The sequence below is a fragment of the Pseudomonadota bacterium genome (assembly GCA_026390555.1).
In the GTDB taxonomy this organism is placed as follows: domain Bacteria; phylum Bdellovibrionota_C; class UBA2361; order UBA2361; family OMII01; genus OMII01.
Genome location: JAPLFS010000017.1, coordinates 19225 through 35045, shown reverse-complemented (window position 1 = coordinate 35045; position 15821 = coordinate 19225). Strand labels below are relative to the sequence as shown.

Genomic DNA, 15821 nt, shown 5'->3' with positions numbered 1-15821 from the left:
GGTTATTGGTATAAAACTTATCGACGTGTTCCGTGCCAGGCCCCATACCGAGCCCGATCAGATGAATCTTCTGCTTTAACTCAATATCAGAGGTTGTCTTCTTCAGATCGTACTCCGCTCCGCTATACTTAGATGAGGGCACAGGAACTCCATCCGAAATAACTATCAGAATATGTTTCTTTTGAGGGGCGGCAGAGAGCTGCTTTGCAGCCTGCTGCAGCGCCCAGCCGTCGTTATTGTACTGAGCAGATGACGTGTGCACCTCCTGCTCAATAGTTTCGAGTCTCGCCGGGTCGGCTTCACCTTGAAAGCCTTTGTAGGTGTGAAGCTTTTTGTTAAAGCCCAGGATCGAATGCTCAATCTTTAGGCGAGAGAGCGCCTCGGTACAAGCAACCGTCGCGGCAAACGCATGGTGAATTTTGTCCTGCATAGAGCCTGAAACATCGACCAAGATAAGAACAGCATAGTCTTTTGCAAGAGGGCGGGTCTTGGCTTCAAACGCGCGACTCTCGACAGCAGGCACCCCCGAGGCGCGCTCTCTAATAAAGCGATCGATGTTTAGGGTAGGCCCCGAGCGCCGACCACTTTCACGATGGCTCTGTCGACGCTTTTGAAAGATGGTGCGCAGATCATTCTCAAGTTGATTGATGGTAGGCGCAATCTCACGCACCGTATTGTGATAGAGCCCTCTATCTTCGTTAATAAGGTGCGCAAACTCCTCCCTGATTTTATCGAGATCCTCCTTCGGTATCGTGACGTGTTGCCTAAGCTCGCTTAAATCTACTCCCTTGAAATCGTCCTGCTCCGCTGTAGGTGAAGGTCCTCTCTCAGTCGCTATTGGAGATCTCTCCCCTCCCGCCGTAGCCGGCTCCTGTTGAGCAGCCTTTCCTTCAAGGGCCTCTGCTGCCTCCTTTGAGGCTTCCCCTAACCTAGCATCGGCCTTTTCCTGAAGTTCGCTCTGTGTCTCCTTTGGCAAGCTCTTGACGTAATCAGCGACCTCTTTCTGAAGGTCCGGTGGTAAGTGAGAGAGCTCTAGGGGCCTTGCCCCTTCCGAGTTGCCCTCGCTCGGCTTCACCTTGCCCTCCTTGGCCGCTTTGAGAAGCTCGCGAACCTCCTGCTCTGAGAGCGGCTCTGGGGAGCCTGGCTGCGGTGAGCCCCCCTCTTGCCCCTGCTGTGAATCACCTGACTGCTTACCTTGCAGGTCCCTCATCGCTTCATCGTGGAGCCCCTCCTGTCGATCCTGCTCGTAGAGTTTCTTGAACTCGGGCCACACTTTTTCGCGGATAATCTTGTAAGCGTCCTGGAAGTACTGCTTTACCTTTTCTGGTTCCCAGTCAACTTCGGAACGCAACGGGTACCGCCACCAGGCGTCCTGCGCATCTTTAAGTACGGTTGCGACAAATCCCTTGACAGCAGGGTCGAGAGAATCAGGGATCTCAAACGGTTTTCCTTCAGCCTCCAGAAACCACTGATTGATGAGCTCTAGGCCAGCTCGAATGTGTTTGGGAATTCGTCCGAGCTTCTCTGCAGCGATCCCCTGAGCCTCATTCGCATAGTGTCTGTACGAGGCATCACGCAGAGGTCGATACGCCGGATACGCCTCGCCTCCAAAATTTTCAATGCGAGGATCTTCGATGCTATTCACTAAGAACGGCAATCCGGGCTCTCCCCACTCTGCCTTCGGCACACCATCCTTCGGCGTAATGCGTCGATGAAAGCCCTCGTGGCAGTAGATCGCTTTTGAAACATCAAGGGGGGCTTTTAGAAGGGTTTCAGGATCAACCCGCACCTCGTTTCGTTCAAAGTTCCAGTGCCAGCCCCCACCAGGTTTGTTGAGCAACACCTTCATCTGAAAGTCCTGCCCGATGTATTTGGACATCCCAGCTACAGTTTCGAGATTGTGAAGAATAATACGTTGCTCATCGTGCGTATAGCCGGAGAGGATTTGCTGGGCTTCAGATACACGACCGGCCCCACTTCCACCCGATCGACCAGCGCTATCTACCTTTGATTGATACAGCTTCATTCTTCGCCTCCCAACACAGATATCGGCCAAAGTGCTAATTTTCTTAACTATTCACCGCAGTATAGCTTGTAGGTGGTTAAAATGTATCAATTTGTGCTTACCGCTGGAACGGGAACTGAAACTGCTCTTAGTACCCACACTTATTGGTGAGGAACCATAATAACTAGCCTTTTGACCCCCCTCCGCAGCCGTTATAGAGTGTTACCTTTGAAGCGGCACCCTACAGCACTATGTATACATGAATATCGCGGCATCCTCAGCTCTGCTCCTGATCGTACTTGGCCTTGCAGGGGGCGCTTGGCGCTTCTGGAGCCCTGACCTTGCGGTGATAATACCGGCTGGGCGCTTTCCAGTCGTGCTCGGACTCCTACTAGCTATAGTAGTTACCTCATACTCCCTACTACGTCAAAATCGCCTTCCGAATACTAAAGAGCTCTCTCACCCTGTTGTATGGACAGCGGGGCTAGTGTTTATCTTCTTCTCAGACTGGCTCTCTAGGCCTTGGGGCTTCTTTCAAGGTCCATTTATTCGGGGAGAGCTGCTGCTCTCGGCCGGGCTCTGTTATCTAATATTAAGAAGGTCAAGCTCAGCAATCTTACTTAAAACGTGGCTCATTCTATCACTCGGGATTCTAATCTGGTCCTTCGTATTAACCTCACAGGGCGAGCTACTTATCTCTGATGACCACACGATGTTCCTCTTTCGCCTACGGCTTCTTAAAGAGAACTTTCCCTCGATCCCATTCTGGTACCCCTTATGGAATGCAGGGATAGATGCCAGGGACTTCTTTGCAACGGGGGCGCTGAATGCCTTTCTCCTCGCCGCTCCATTGGTCTATCTCTTTCCGGTCGAATCTATATACAACATCATCGTAGTATCTTTTCTCTGGCTACTCCTACCCGCAGCAAGCTACCTGGCAGCACGTACCTTTGGTGGCGGACGAACTACGGCTGCCGTTGCCGCAATACTCTCGGTTAGTAGCGGCCTATTGTGGTACCGCTGGGGGCTAAAATACGGCACGATGGGCTTCCTTGTAAGCGCTACCCTATTCCCACTCTGTGTGGCTCTCTCCATTAAGTTTCTAAACGATAAGAAACCGAGCTGGCGCCAGATCGCACTCCTAGTAGTCGTTACAACCCTGACCTTCTTATGGTCTCCCTCGATGCTGGCTATCTCGCCCCTCGGGTTACTGGCCCTCGCGCGAGCTGCCCGTCTAATACGCTCCCCCCGTCATCTCGTAGCGGTGTTGCTGCTCATTTGCCTTAACCTGCCCTGGATAGCTATGATGTATAAGGTTTCAAACGTTGGAAACTTTCTCAATGCAGAGGGTTCTGGCGCACCATCTGCATCTCAGATCCAAACGCTAGGATCTCCAGACCCCGCGCTACCGCAGGATCAACGGGACTTTCGTCATAGAGCTGGCTCCCTCGATATTAAGAGGGCACTAAGGGAGCTCCATACCCAAGCGATCTCAATAAACCCACTCTTACTTGTATTTGCTCTACCGGCCCTCTTAACCCTAACTGGGGTAGTTCGCGTTGGATTTGCTCTTATTATCGGCTGGCTCATATTTTTAGGAACCTTTGGAGTTTCACTTAAACCACAACTTGAGCTTGATAGGATGGTGATTATCGCCGCCCTCCTGCTCACCTTTCCTGTTGCGCGTTATCTGACGGCGCTATTCACCTCGTTTAAAGATGGGAAGCTCTATAGATTAGCCGGCAGCATCGCTGGAAGCTTCCTCCTACTCTCTCCCCTTGCTGCATCAGCTATAGTCCTAAATCAATCAACCGAGATCTACCGCTTTAAAAACGGAGCTGTAGATGATTTGATCGGTGCTCTTTCAACCCACACTGCAGATGGCAGCAGAGGGGTCTTCTCTGGCTGCGTACTACATGAGCTTAGCGGTGGTCACCTGGCCCCACTTACCTTCTGGACCGGGGTGCCCCTCGTTGCAAGTAGCTACGCCCATAATATCTGGCGATATAAGCAACCGATCCCAGAGAGCTTTATTAAAAGGGGGGCGGCCGGAGTTGCTGAGTACCTCGACCTGATGAACGCCTCAGTTGTACTGGCGCATGAACCGAGCTGGCTCGCATTCTTCCATACGCATCAAAACGACTACAAGCGGGTCTGGCATGGGGATAAATTTACCCTGTACAAACGGGTAGGGTTTACACCGAACTATGCCCTCTTGGGCGAGGCTACAAACATTACATTTACCAACAACTCACTCACCCTGACACCAAAAACGGATAGAGTAGTTATTAAATTTACCTACTTTCCATTTTTAACTAGCTCTCACTGCACACTGAAGCCATATAAAGCTGCGCCAAATATCTCTCTGATTGAACTCTCCGAGTGCCCGCTTGGGCAAGCGGTCACTATCAAGAGCATCTCACCCCTACAGCGTTTCATCTCTACGTTCGATCTCAATAAGACTCAATAAGGTGCCGTGATGTCAAAAATTTTCGCTCTGCTTGGGTTCTTGATTGCAGCTTATCTACTATCTCTGCCGGCTCTTTTTCTCGATCCAGTTGCACTTATTAATGGCAACTCTAGCACCCTTTACCGCCAATGAGGTATTAACAACACAGCTACTAACGATCCTATGCGGCACTTTTTTGGTACTTCGACAGCTCTCTCCTAAGTTGGCCCAAGCTCCAATGCTACTGTGGCTAGCAAGCGCTCTTCCAACCCTCGCCGTCATTGGCTCGGTTGGACGCGATCCATTTGTGCTAGGGGCGCTAGCCTGGGCGCCACTGCTTGCGATGATGCTCTTTGCTCTTATTAACGCCTGTAGAGATGGCTACGCTCTCAAAGTTCTTCCTCTTTGGTTCGTAGCGCTATTTGTCTCCATTCAGAACGCCTCAAGTGCCAATCAGGCAGCACTTCCAACGGCTCTATTTGCACTAGTATTTGCGCATCTAGTTCTTGCAAGGTCTTCCACTGCCCGTTCGCTCTCTATGCGTGCAGGATCTGCTATCTTAGCGCTAGCGCTACTACCGGCCCTCTGGGTAGCACTTATGGCGCCAGCGGCTCCCCTACCTAATTATCCTGAGCGCTCGCATGTTATTCCCACTAGTGGTGAGGGGCTGCCTATAATTCAGCTAATTGGGCCACATTATCCCTTACAGGTTCTTGATCACGCGGCCTCTGCTGCGCTGTATGCTCCTATCGCTGCCGCTCTCTCTATACTGGCTCTGCTTGCGTTACTTGCCCTTAGAAAGAGAGCAACCGATGCGGGCCGGAGCCTTTTAATAATCGCCAGCTTCTCTGCGCTCATAGTTGCGTGTGATACCATACTGCCTAAGCAGTACGCCCTAATCTCACCCCTTGCCAGCCTCTCACGGATGCTTGCGTGGGGTGAGATCGTGTCGCTAACCTCGCTACTACTCGGTACTAGCGCCTGGTTAATAGCTGTGGCGGCCCTTATGCATCCGCTATCGCTAGTTGGAGTGCCTATTGCGCTCTGCGCTATCTGTGGAACGTTTGTGGCTTCGAGCGCCCTGCGCTCCCCTATTCTAAGTAGCTATGCGCACCGAGGAGATCTTAACCTTGATAAGATTCTGCTTTCACCCTCCGCTTCTGTGCTGAAGAACGGCTTAATAGAGCACCCCCTTCTGCTCGACAACCTAAAGCCCTTTAGAGCTCTCTCCCGTCAAGCTATGCAGGATAGCGCTACCTTTGGGTCCACCTACGAGCTTACTCCACTAAGGGATACCTCAACTGCCCTAGATAGCGCCCTCGGTGGTACGCGTCTCTATACAGGTCGCGGGCACCAGTTTGGTGATGAGCTGCTGACCATTAGATTTCCAGCAGAAACGACCATTCAGGGGATAGAGATCTCGCCGGGGAGTTATGCAACAGATTTTCCGCGTGGGGTGTTGATTAGTGGGGGCGAGTGCGACGAGGCCAAGGCCCGCTCTATTATTACCTTACCTGCCTGGCAGGGGGCGCTACTCTTTACCAGGGATGGCTATCCATATCGCAGCGAGCACCACGATGTGCGCATACTTTTTAATCACCCTGAAGCGCTAAGCTGCCTCTTCGTTAGACAGACCGCACAGACCAAATACGACTGGTCGATAGCGCAGATAAAGATATTAGGTGCCCCTTTAAACGCCCCTTAAGCGGGACCCCCTTAAGCGGGAATAGCGCTGCGCTTCGGTAAATTTGCCACAATCTTATCGAGCACCCCGTTGATAAAGGTCGGGGCCTCCGGCGCAGAGAAGCGTTTGGCTATCTCGATTGCCTCGTTAATACTGACCTTTACTGGCACATCCTGCCGAAAGGCTAGCTCATAGGTCGCTACTCTAAGGATATTCCGATCGACCCTGGCCATACGTTTCAGGCTCCAGTGAACGGAGGCGAGGGTTATCTGCTCGTCGATAAAGCTTAAGTGTTCGATAACTCCCATGACTAGCTCACGGCAAAATTGATCTACCTGAATGCCCTTACTCTCCTCCTCACCCTCCTCCTCTGAGTCGAGATTATTCTGCAGCTGAAAATGCGCCAGAAAGGTTTCAAATCTCACTAGTGAGAAATCGCCCAGAGTATCACATTGATAGAGCGCCTGCAGCGCCGCCTCGCGGCATAAACGTCTAGATTTCACGCAGCTCTCATCCTCTACAACACATGCCCCATCTTATCCCGTTTTGTACGGAGATAATGCGCGCTACACGGATCCGGTGCCGCAATCATAGGAACTCGCTCAACTATTGAGATACCACACCACTCAAGCTCCTCGCCCTTCTGGGGGTTGTTCGTAATAAGCCTAATTGCACGAATTCCCATCGACAATAACATATGCGCTCCGACCGCAAACTCCCTCTCATCCGCCTCGAATCCAAGCTCCAGATTAGCCTCTACGGTATCGAGCCCCTGATCCTGCAACTGATAGGCCCTGACCTTATTCTCAAGCCCTATTCCACGCCCCTCCTGCCTTAGGTAGAGGATAATTCCGGCGCCCTCCTGCACTATTAGCTGCATCGCGCCGGCGAGTTGCTGCCCACAATCACATCTGCGGCTCCCGAAGACATCCCCTGTCAGACACTCTGAATGTAGCCTAACAAGGGGCGCATACGAGGTCGGCATCGCCGCTAGATCCCCCCGTATAAGGGCCAGGTGCTCCTTCCCACCAACATCATCTGCATATACGGTGGCCTGAAATGGTCCAAAGTCGGTTGTAACCTCGCCTGTACTAAGTTGTCGCACCGCTATCTCATTAAGGGTCCTGTAGTTACGGATCGCTTCGATGCTAGTGATACGGAGCCCATGCTTACGTGCAAAATCTAATAGCTGCGCCCCGCGCGCCATACTACCGTCGGCGTTTAGTATCTCACAGAGGATTCCAGAGGGGGTTATTCCTGCCAGACGCGCTAGATCAAATACCCCCTCAGTATGCCCCTTGCGCCCCAGCACCCCGGCTTCATTAGCTATAAGAGGAAATACATGCCCGGGGCTAACGAAGTCACTAGCGCAAGCCTCAGGCTCTATCATCTTGCGCATGGTATAGGCGCGCGCTGCCGCGGTTACACCGAACGGCACAACGTCTCTATGATCAAGGCTGATGGCAAAGGGGGTCTGGAATTGGGAGTTGTTATTGAGCACCTGTAGGGGCAGGTTTAGACGGTGCGCGATATCCCCGGCTACACTAACGCAGATTAGTCCACGCGCCTCTGTCATAAGGAAGGCGACTGACTCTGCCGTGACTGCCTCCGTTGCAAAAAATATATCGCCCTCATTCTCGCGGTCGTTATCATCAACAACGATTACGCCCTTACCGCTCTTAAAGTCGGCTAGCACATCTTCAAATGAATCAAGTGGTAATGGATCTGCCGCATGACTAATTGTTACAGCCATGAGATTTCCAGAGCTATCCGTTGCCGATCTGCTTGTCGGTCTCGGCGTCATTACCTGGTGTTCCAAGGCTCTGCAGCGCATCAACGAATTGATTTACATCTGAGAACTCACGATATACCGAGGCAAATCGCACATATGCTATCTTATCGAGTTTTCGTAGCTCATCCATAACGGCTTCACCCACGACACGGCTATCGACCTCTTTTAGGCATAGCTCCTGCGCCCGTTTTTCGACCGTTTCAACCGCTGCATGGATCGCCTCAGTACTTACAGGGCGCTTCTCGCAGGCTCGTCTGAATCCACCCAAGATCTTCTCGCGATCAAAAATCTCGCGACGACCATCCTTTTTGATGACAACTGGCAAGATAAGCTCAACCCTTTCGTAGGTTGTAAAGCGAAAGCCACAATCTTGGCATTCACGCCTACGGCGAATAGCCCCAGCGTCGCTGCGTGAATCGGTTACAGATGTTTTTTCAGAGTTGCATTTTTGACAGAACATGCTTTTTACTCTTTCCTACGATACGAGACGATGCTTATAGAGTGGAAAGCCCTTGCTGAGCTCCTGTACCCGACTGTGTATCGAGTTCAAGTTACCCTCATTTCCTACGTTTCTAAGCGCCTCTAGGATAAAAGCCGCTATCTGTTCCATCTCTTTTACCCCCATACCGCGAGTTGTCAGGGCTGGAGTTCCAAGTCGCACACCGCTACAGATAGCTGGTGGCTGCGGATCAAAGGGAACCGTATTTTTATTGCCGGTTATTCCAACACTATCCAAGGTCTCCTCTCCTACCTTACCTGTTACACCGACTGGACGCAGATCTACCACAAGCATGTGGCTATCGGTTCCACCAGATACTACCTGTAAGCCACGTTTGATCAGAGCATCAGAGAGAGCTTGCGCATTCTCAACAACTCGCGCCGCATAGATCTTAAAATCAGGAGAAAGTGCCTCCTTAAACATAACCGCCTTGGCAGCGATCGTATGCATGTGCGGTCCACCCTGTAGTCCAGGGAAGATGGCTTTATTGATCGCCTTGCGATGGATCTCCCTGCCCATCACCATGCCTGAGCGTGGACCTCGTAGAGTTTTATGCGTGGTGGTTGTCACGATATCGGCATAATTGACTGGTGATGGATATGCACCCCCAGCGATCAGCCCAGAATAGTGCGCGATATCTGCCATCAAAATAGCCCCAACCTCATCTGCTACTTCACGGAAGAGCTTCCAATCGATCTTTCTGGAGTACGCTGTAGCACCTGCGATAATGAGCTTCGGCTTATGTTGATGCGCGAGTGACCTGACCTGCTCGGGATCGATTAGACAGTCCGATGGCCGCAAACCGTATCCAATTACGTTATAGTGCCGACCAGAAAAATTTACGGGACTGCCGTGCGAAAGGTGTCCACCCTGATCAAGGCGCAATCCCATAAAGGTATCGCCTGGCTTAAGGAAGGCCTCAAACACGGCCTGATTAGCCTGCACACCTGAGTGCGGCTGTACGTTTGCAAAATCAGCACCGAAGAGCTCGCACGCTCGTGCGCTTGCAAGGTTTTCAACCTCATCAACAACCTGACATCCCCCGTAGTAGCGCTTTCCAGGTTGCCCCTCAGCGTATTTATTAGTCAGTACAGAGCTCATCGCTTCGAGCACCGCCTCGCTGACGAAGTTCTCGCTTGGGATCATCTCAAGCCCGTACTCCTGGCGCTCCGTTTCCCGTTGGATTAGGTTGTAGATCTCAGGGTCAACTTCATTCAGCTTTCTGCTACGGGACTCATACGATGGTGTTGTGGCGCTCATCTAAAAACTCCGGAATGTACGAACAAAAAAGGGACCTCGAAGGGTCCCTAGAGCATACCAAATTCATCTCTACTATGAAGGATGAACTTTATATGCTCGCATCAGTTAGTTCTTTGACTGGATGTACTTAGTTACATCATCAACGGTCTGGATCTTCTCAGCGTCCTCGTCTGGAATCTCCATCTCGTATTCCTCTTCGAGGGCCATAATCAACTCAACGATATCGAGAGAATCTGCACCAAGGTCCTCAATGAATGAGGCCTGTGGAGTAACTTCCTCCAGGCTGACACCAAGTTGGTCTACAATAATCGACTTAACGCGCTCTGAAATCTCTTCAGGTGTTGCCATGGAACCGTTCTCCTAAATGGTACTTTAATAAATTTACGACGAATCGACTTGGTCATACTTCGAAGGCTGTCGCCTGAAAGATATCTCATTCAAGCCCTACCCTCGATCTCAAACAAGCCTCTTTCAGAAGGCCTCTGACCTCGAACGTCGAATAGACCCGAATCTAATTAGACCAGGGACTAATAGTCAAGAGGTTGAGGCTTAACTATACTACTACTACCTAATAATAAGTAGTTATAGAGGCCATATAGTCATCGCGCAGGGGTACCCTTAGGCTAAACACCCCCTTTTAGAGCTGAAACTCATCTTTTGGGTGATATATTGGGAAACATCCTCTTAATCTGGCACCATAACGATTAAGAATAGGGCCAGAGAGAAGATATCGAGGGGATATGGAGGGGATATGCGGCAAGAAAATGACAAATCCAGTAGGAACCGAGACTCTGGGCCAGGGCCATACAATCCATCTATATATGATATCAACGTGCTTAATGATGCACTCGGCCTTCCAAGCAACTCAGGGACCAGGGACATTGCAGACTCCCTTTCTGCACTACTAAAGAGGGCTAAAACGCTTGCACTAGGCGGCCTAGCTGATACCTGTCTAACAAAGATTGAGAACGCCTATCTACCACCCAAAGCAGGCGAGCTAGCCTTTAGCGCCGGTATCCGGGTCCCCTCAGAGAAGGACCTAACCGAGATCGTAAATATGACCCGTGTCCTTAATTCACTAGTCAATAACTTTAAACCCGTACCCATCCAGGTAATTCCAGCTCCTAAAGATGGGCAGAGTTTATGCCTTCCTCCAGTGCCTCTACAGGCTCTCCCCCTTAGCTCGGATATACTACAGCAGAGGGCGCTAGAGTTTCTTAAACATGAGGGGATCCTCTACCCGGAGGCCAAAAAAGATGTTCCTCCAGATCCCGCTCTGCTTAATAAACACAACTTAAAGTGGAAGTGGTGCAAGGAAAGAAGTTCGTGGGAGCCGGTAACGATGAGTGGGCAAACCTCGCTCTTAAGGGGAAACTTTTATTACTTTGAAAAATATATAACCCCAGAAAATTATAAGCGCACCCCTGAATGCCTTAGATTTATTAGAGATCTAACTGGCATTTTAAACAAAGCCGAGGTTCTGCAAGACGCAAGATTGGGCGCTGGCTTCGTGCCACAATTCGAAAAATATCGCCGTGCTGCGCTCTATCGACTCTGTGCAGCTACAAGAGAATAGTAGCTGCGTGGCAACTACATATACATCCCGCCGTTAATCCCGATCACCTGTCCGGTAATATAGGCCGCGCTATCGGATGCCAGGAACGAAACCAATTCAGCCACCTCATCTGCCTGTCCGTAACGGGCTAGCGGAATAGCTTTCATATGCTCCGCTTTAAGCTTCTCATCGAGTGTGGCGGTCATATCGGTCTCGATAAATCCCGGCGTGATAGCGTTAACTGTGATATTACGTGAGGCTAGTTCCTTAGCCATCGCCTTCGTCATGCCGATCATACCGGCCTTTGATGAGACGTATGGAGTCTGTCCAGCGTTACCCATCTCTCCTACAACGGAGCTGATATTTACTATACGGCCCCACCTGGACCTAATCATGAGCTTCGCCGCTGCGCGCGCGCAGAAGAACGAGCCGTTAAGATTAACGGCGAGGGTTGCCATCCAATCTTCGTCCTTCATGCGTAGCAAAAGTCCATCTCGCGAAATGCCTGCGTTGTTGACCAGGATATCGAGCTGTCCGTGCTGGGCTTTGATCTCTGTGAAGGCCGTATCTACCGCTGCGCTATCCTGTACTGGGAACTGGCGCAACTCTCCATCACTACCAACCTCACGGATTGCGTCTAAGGTCTGCTGTGCGGCGTCCGGTGATGATGAGTAGTTTACGATTACATACACACCGCGCTTAGCAAGCGTTAACGCTATGGCGCGTCCAATTCCGCGCGATGCTCCGGTGACTAAGGCTATCTTTCTCTTATTTTCTGTCATCTTCTCCTCCAGTAGAAACCTTCCCTGCCCTCTCATCCTTAGGAGCACGCACTTTTTTTTCAAAGACACGCGACCATCCGTTACCGCCATCGTGGTCGACCTCACCTACCTTCGCATCAAGGTGGCTTAAGGCTACACTGAGCTTATCCATGACCGCCTCATCCACAAATTTCTGGGCTACGCGGATGCCGTTCATGACAGCCCGACTAGAGGATGAACCGTGGCACTTAATAGCTATCTGGCCGAGCCCAAGTAGCGGAGCTCCCCCATAGGCAGAGGGATCAAGCTTATCCTTAAAGACGCTCTTAAGAACTGGCTTTGCAAGCCAGAGTCCTATCTTGGCACGCAGGCTCTTCTCGACCATAGCCTTAACCGACTCAACAACGAGGCCCACACTGCCCTCCATGGCCTTAAGAACGATGTTCCCTACGAATCCGTCGCAGACTACAACGTCCACCACATCGCGTGCGATATCGCGTCCCTCAACGTAACCGATGAAGTTAATCCCCTCTACCTCTGAGAGCATCGTTGCTGCCGAGCGGATAATATCGTTACCCTTGGTTGGCTCCGTCCCGTTTGAAAGAAGGGCTATACGGGGCTTCTCGCACCCTAGCGCAGCCATTGCATAGTGATGCCCCATCAACGCAAATTGAACGAGCTGGAAGGCTTGGCATCCCGTATTAGCGCCGGAATCAAGGAGTACTGTTGGGGTTCCAGAGACACCCTTCGGAATAAGCGAGGCGATCGCGGGTCGTGCGATTCCTGGCAACGTTCCTCCAACGAACACACCTGCAGCCATAATAGCGCCGGTGTTACCTGGGCTAACCACTGCTGAGGCCTTACCTGCCGCTACAAGCTCAAACGCAACGCGGATAGAGGAGTCCTGCTTGCCACGAATTGCAAGCCCTGGAGACTCATCCATGCCGATTACCTGCGAGGCGTGCTGGACAGTGATAGGAAGATTGGAGAGATCGGGATAGGTGGAGAGCAGCTCATTTAGCTGCTTCTCATCCCCTACAAGGATCGAGGGAATACCGGTAGCACGAGCTGCATCAACTGCACCCTGCACCACCACCTTTGGGCCATGATCTCCCCCCATCGCATCGAGCGCTATAGGAAGCATCATTTTGGACTGACTCTCAGATTTGGAGGTCACGCGTTATATCTCAGACACCATTTAGGCGGCCGTTTTTTCTGCACTAACCACTTTACCGCGGTATGTTCCGCAGCCACCGCAAGCACGGTGAGGAAGTACAGGCTCTGCACACTTTGGACAGATATTAGCATAAGTACGTGTTAGGGCGTGATGAGAACGCCGCATATTTCTTTTTGAACGGGAGGTTCGTTTTTTAGGAACTGCCATAAATCACAACCGGAATCGAAAAAATCGCTAGTTAAGAGGTGAGTTTGTAGCACGCTTTGCGTGCGTAATTCAACCCTACCACTCCCTACTTCCATGGGTTAATGGATGAGAGATCGGTACAAACGGGTATTTGCTCAGAAAACTCCTGATGCAAAGCAGGTAAGCACCTAGAAACCCTATGAAAATGCTAATTTCAGTAAGTCCGAATGGAATTGAGTTCGGGCTCATCTCTGGCATAATAATAAGGTATCTATCGAGCCACACCCCGGTCATAAGCACCACACAGACAACTGCATAGGTAACGCGGTTCTTCTTTAGATCACGACTTAAAAGCGCCACAAATGGGATTATAAAAGACATCGGGAACACAACCCATGCCAACCCCATCCACGGGAACTCCCGCGTACGGAGGATCATCCACTGTGTCTCCTCAGGGAGATTGCCGTACCACTGAGTAAGAAACTGCGACCAGAACATATATCCCCACAACATACAGAACCCCAGACAAAGCTTGCCCAGATCCCAGAATTGCTGTGTGGTAATTAATTCACCGAAGGCTTTCTTCTTTCTTGCAAAGTACATCGTCATAAGCGCCAGCCCGGCCCAGGCGATGTAGATCTGGCTGATAAAGATAAATGCACCGAAGAGGGTCGAAAACCAGGTCTGGTTCTGCCCCATGATCATCTCAAATGCAAATAAGGACACGATAATTGCGTACATAAATACAATGACTGGAGCTGTCGTCGACATCTTACGCTGCAGCGGAATAACCTCACGCTCAGCTCCTTTCCAACCGCGCGTAAGAAATCTGTGAATCGGAAGATCCCAACGTCTTTCGTCCTTGGCGCGCTCACGAGCGAGTCCAACGTCACCACGTAGGGAGAGTCCAACAAAGCGCGCCATCATAAAATAGAGCGCGAAAAACAGGACTGAGAAACGTACGTAGACGAACTCAGGATCCATCCACATCTCTCGCCCTGGCATCGGATGACGACCCCAGTAAAATATGTACTCACGCCCAAAATAGGTGATAAGGAACATCACGAACGCTACGGGTAGATAAGCTACGTTTGCCTCTGCGATGCGTCGTACCGGAGCGCCCCACTTTGCGCGCACAATCTGCATGATAACCGTGGTCATCACTCCACCAAGCGCTAAGCCCTGAAAGTAAACTGCATTGACGTAGAATGCGCCCCAGGTGGTGGCTGCATCACCGAACATCAGGTTATAGGAAAAAACTACTACTCCGAAATATATCATCGCCCAAAGGTATAGGTAGGTTTTTGTCTTGATAGATATCGGACCAGCATCAACCACCTTCTCGATGCTTACTGGAACCGTGTGTACATGCGACATATTATTAACCTTACTGATTTACAGATTGCTGATTCTTAACGTAGTTCACGATATCCCAGTGCTCTGTTGGAGAGAGCTTCCAACCGTGGCCAGGCATAAGACGGATTCCGAAATGGATCGTAGCGTAGATATTTGCATCACTGCGCGTTTTATACATATCGAGGGTCAGATCGGGGGGGGTCTGGAGCGCCTTTGCTCCAACTAGCCCAGGGGCATAAGGCTTCTTGCTGATATCGCCGTGACACGGCAGGCAGTTAATAGCAAATAAGCGCTTACCATGCGCAATTGAATTGGCATCACCTGGCAAAGGATTAGTGAGCTTCTCTGCTGCCTCTCTTGATGCAACGTAGTAGTCCGACATTCCGATTGCAACGGTGCCTGGAACCTTGTCACGCATCATCGCACCGGTACGCTTCTGTACGTCCACCATATCGTCGTTGAAAGGAAGCGCTAGCGCCTCACCTGTTAGGAGTAGACCAGCTACTACTACTACAACAACCGCTTTTATCTTATTAAAACGAGCTACGCTCATTCTTCCCTCACCTCAAATTACAAGCTATCCCTAACGTCAACCTCATCTGCGCCAGAATCAAAAAGGTGCTTTTTAACACCCTCTACCTGATTACCGGTGCAAGCTACAACCACTCCAAACTTATCATGCGAAAACCGGGGGTCATACCCTGCGGTACGGAGCACGCTCGGGATCTTACAAAAGATAAAGATCGCCAGCAGGGTGCCGAGCCCTCCAAACAGGATGGTCCACTCATACCCAGGCACGAAGAAGGCCGGAATTGATGCTATGTTCTTGGCTGAAGTTCTCATCGGCCAATCCAATGAACATAGGATAGCTAGTGCAAAACCGCAGCAGCAACCGATAAAGGCGCATGTTAACGATATTATCCGCACCGGGCTCTTCTGCGGGTAAGTAACCTCCTCAATCTCATGGCGCGGCACTGGCGAATAGAGGCGATAATCAAACTTCTCTGATTGCACCTGCTTGACCGCATTCAGGGCGTCATCCATGAATGTAAATATTCCAACAACAGCTCTACTTGAAGATTCAACCATATATTTAG

At 50.9% G+C, this 15821-nt stretch carries 15 protein-coding genes; 3 read left to right on the top strand and 12 right to left on the bottom strand.

Annotated features, from left to right (window positions below; all coding sequences use genetic code 11):
• Positions 1-2026: VWA domain-containing protein (locus NTV65_01340; GenBank protein ID MCX6113843.1), on the bottom strand; the 2026-nt coding region annotated here is incomplete at its 3' end.
• 238 nt (positions 2027-2264) lie between these two features.
• Between NTV65_01340 and NTV65_01335 the strand changes: the two genes are divergently transcribed.
• Both NTV65_01335 and NTV65_01330 read left to right on the top strand, forming a co-directional pair.
• On the top strand, positions 2265-4475 hold the full coding sequence (locus tag NTV65_01335; protein ID MCX6113842.1) for a hypothetical protein: 2211 nt from the start codon (positions 2265-2267) through the stop codon (positions 4473-4475).
• 100 nt (positions 4476-4575) lie between these two features.
• Entirely contained in the window at positions 4576-6159 is a 1584-nt protein-coding gene (locus NTV65_01330; protein ID MCX6113841.1) for a hypothetical protein, read from the top strand.
• 11 nt (positions 6160-6170) lie between these two features.
• Here NTV65_01330 and nusB read toward each other — a convergent pair whose 3' ends face one another.
• The 5 genes from nusB to acpP form a co-directional block, all read right to left on the bottom strand.
• Positions 6171-6641 (bottom strand): transcription antitermination factor NusB, encoded by a 471-nt coding sequence (gene nusB / locus NTV65_01325; GenBank protein ID MCX6113840.1) that lies wholly within the window; start codon positions 6639-6641, stop codon positions 6171-6173.
• A 14-nt stretch (positions 6642-6655) separates the two neighbouring features.
• Positions 6656-7891 (bottom strand): GTP cyclohydrolase II, encoded by a 1236-nt coding sequence (gene ribA / locus NTV65_01320; protein MCX6113839.1) that lies wholly within the window; start codon positions 7889-7891, stop codon positions 6656-6658.
• 13 nt (positions 7892-7904) lie between these two features.
• Positions 7905-8390 (bottom strand): transcriptional regulator NrdR, encoded by a 486-nt coding sequence (gene nrdR, locus NTV65_01315; protein ID MCX6113838.1) that lies wholly within the window; start codon positions 8388-8390, stop codon positions 7905-7907.
• A gap of 15 nt (positions 8391-8405) precedes the next feature.
• Positions 8406-9689: a serine hydroxymethyltransferase gene (locus tag NTV65_01310; protein MCX6113837.1), complete on the bottom strand. Its 1284-nt coding sequence runs from the start codon at positions 9687-9689 to the stop codon at positions 8406-8408.
• 105 nt (positions 9690-9794) lie between these two features.
• Positions 9795-10037 carry an acyl carrier protein gene (gene acpP, locus NTV65_01305; protein ID MCX6113836.1) on the bottom strand — a complete coding sequence of 81 codons (243 nt, stop codon included), beginning with the start codon at positions 10035-10037 and terminating at the stop codon, positions 9795-9797.
• A 403-nt stretch (positions 10038-10440) separates the two neighbouring features.
• Here acpP and NTV65_01300 point away from each other — a divergent pair, with 403 nt between their 5' ends.
• On the top strand, positions 10441-11265 hold the full coding sequence (locus NTV65_01300) for a hypothetical protein (protein MCX6113835.1): 825 nt from the start codon (positions 10441-10443) through the stop codon (positions 11263-11265).
• A gap of 14 nt (positions 11266-11279) precedes the next feature.
• On the opposite strand, the gene fabG is transcribed toward NTV65_01300, so the two are convergent.
• The 6 genes from fabG to NTV65_01270 form a co-directional block, all read right to left on the bottom strand.
• Positions 11280-12026: a 3-oxoacyl-[acyl-carrier-protein] reductase gene (fabG, locus tag NTV65_01295; GenBank protein ID MCX6113834.1), complete on the bottom strand. Its 747-nt coding sequence runs from the start codon at positions 12024-12026 to the stop codon at positions 11280-11282.
• Positions 12013-13152: a phosphate acyltransferase PlsX gene (gene plsX / locus NTV65_01290; GenBank protein ID MCX6113833.1), complete on the bottom strand. Its 1140-nt coding sequence runs from the start codon at positions 13150-13152 to the stop codon at positions 12013-12015. Before plsX ends, fabG begins: the two co-directional genes overlap by 14 nt.
• Before the next feature lie 51 nt (positions 13153-13203).
• Entirely contained in the window at positions 13204-13389 is a 186-nt protein-coding gene (gene rpmF / locus NTV65_01285; GenBank protein MCX6113832.1) for a 50S ribosomal protein L32, read from the bottom strand.
• 75 nt (positions 13390-13464) lie between these two features.
• Positions 13465-14745, bottom strand: coding sequence for a hypothetical protein (locus tag NTV65_01280; protein MCX6113831.1), 1281 nt, complete (start codon positions 14743-14745; stop codon positions 13465-13467).
• 10 nt (positions 14746-14755) lie between these two features.
• Positions 14756-15277, bottom strand: coding sequence for a c-type cytochrome (locus NTV65_01275; GenBank protein MCX6113830.1), 522 nt, complete (start codon positions 15275-15277; stop codon positions 14756-14758).
• Positions 15278-15294: 17 nt separating this feature from the next.
• Positions 15295-15813: a DUF3341 domain-containing protein gene (locus NTV65_01270; protein ID MCX6113829.1), complete on the bottom strand. Its 519-nt coding sequence runs from the start codon at positions 15811-15813 to the stop codon at positions 15295-15297.
• Between the last annotated feature and the right edge of the window lie 8 nt (positions 15814-15821).

What these genes read in the sequence shown, in the direction of transcription:
- NTV65_01270 (MCX6113829.1), bottom strand. Translation starts at nt 15,813, where the DNA reads ATGGTTGAATCTTCAAGTAGAGCTGTTGTTGGAATATTTACATTCATG.
- plsX (MCX6113833.1), bottom strand. Translation starts at nt 13,152, where the DNA reads ATGATGCTTCCTATAGCGCTCGATGCGATGGGGGGAGATCATGGCCCA.
- fabG (MCX6113834.1), bottom strand. Translation starts at nt 12,026, where the DNA reads ATGACAGAAAATAAGAGAAAGATAGCCTTAGTCACCGGAGCATCGCGC.
- NTV65_01310 (MCX6113837.1), bottom strand. Translation starts at nt 9,689, where the DNA reads ATGAGCGCCACAACACCATCGTATGAGTCCCGTAGCAGAAAGCTGAAT.
- NTV65_01335 (MCX6113842.1), top strand. Translation starts at nt 2,265, where the DNA reads ATGAATATCGCGGCATCCTCAGCTCTGCTCCTGATCGTACTTGGCCTT.
- NTV65_01300 (MCX6113835.1), top strand. Translation starts at nt 10,441, where the DNA reads ATGCGGCAAGAAAATGACAAATCCAGTAGGAACCGAGACTCTGGGCCA.
- rpmF (MCX6113832.1), bottom strand. Translation starts at nt 13,389, where the DNA reads ATGGCAGTTCCTAAAAAACGAACCTCCCGTTCAAAAAGAAATATGCGG.
- NTV65_01280 (MCX6113831.1), bottom strand. Translation starts at nt 14,745, where the DNA reads ATGTCGCATGTACACACGGTTCCAGTAAGCATCGAGAAGGTGGTTGAT.
- acpP (MCX6113836.1), bottom strand. Translation starts at nt 10,037, where the DNA reads ATGGCAACACCTGAAGAGATTTCAGAGCGCGTTAAGTCGATTATTGTA.
- NTV65_01275 (MCX6113830.1), bottom strand. Translation starts at nt 15,277, where the DNA reads ATGAGCGTAGCTCGTTTTAATAAGATAAAAGCGGTTGTTGTAGTAGTA.
- ribA (MCX6113839.1), bottom strand. Translation starts at nt 7,891, where the DNA reads ATGGCTGTAACAATTAGTCATGCGGCAGATCCATTACCACTTGATTCA.
- NTV65_01330 (MCX6113841.1), top strand. Translation starts at nt 4,576, where the DNA reads ATGGCAACTCTAGCACCCTTTACCGCCAATGAGGTATTAACAACACAG.
- nrdR (MCX6113838.1), bottom strand. Translation starts at nt 8,390, where the DNA reads ATGTTCTGTCAAAAATGCAACTCTGAAAAAACATCTGTAACCGATTCA.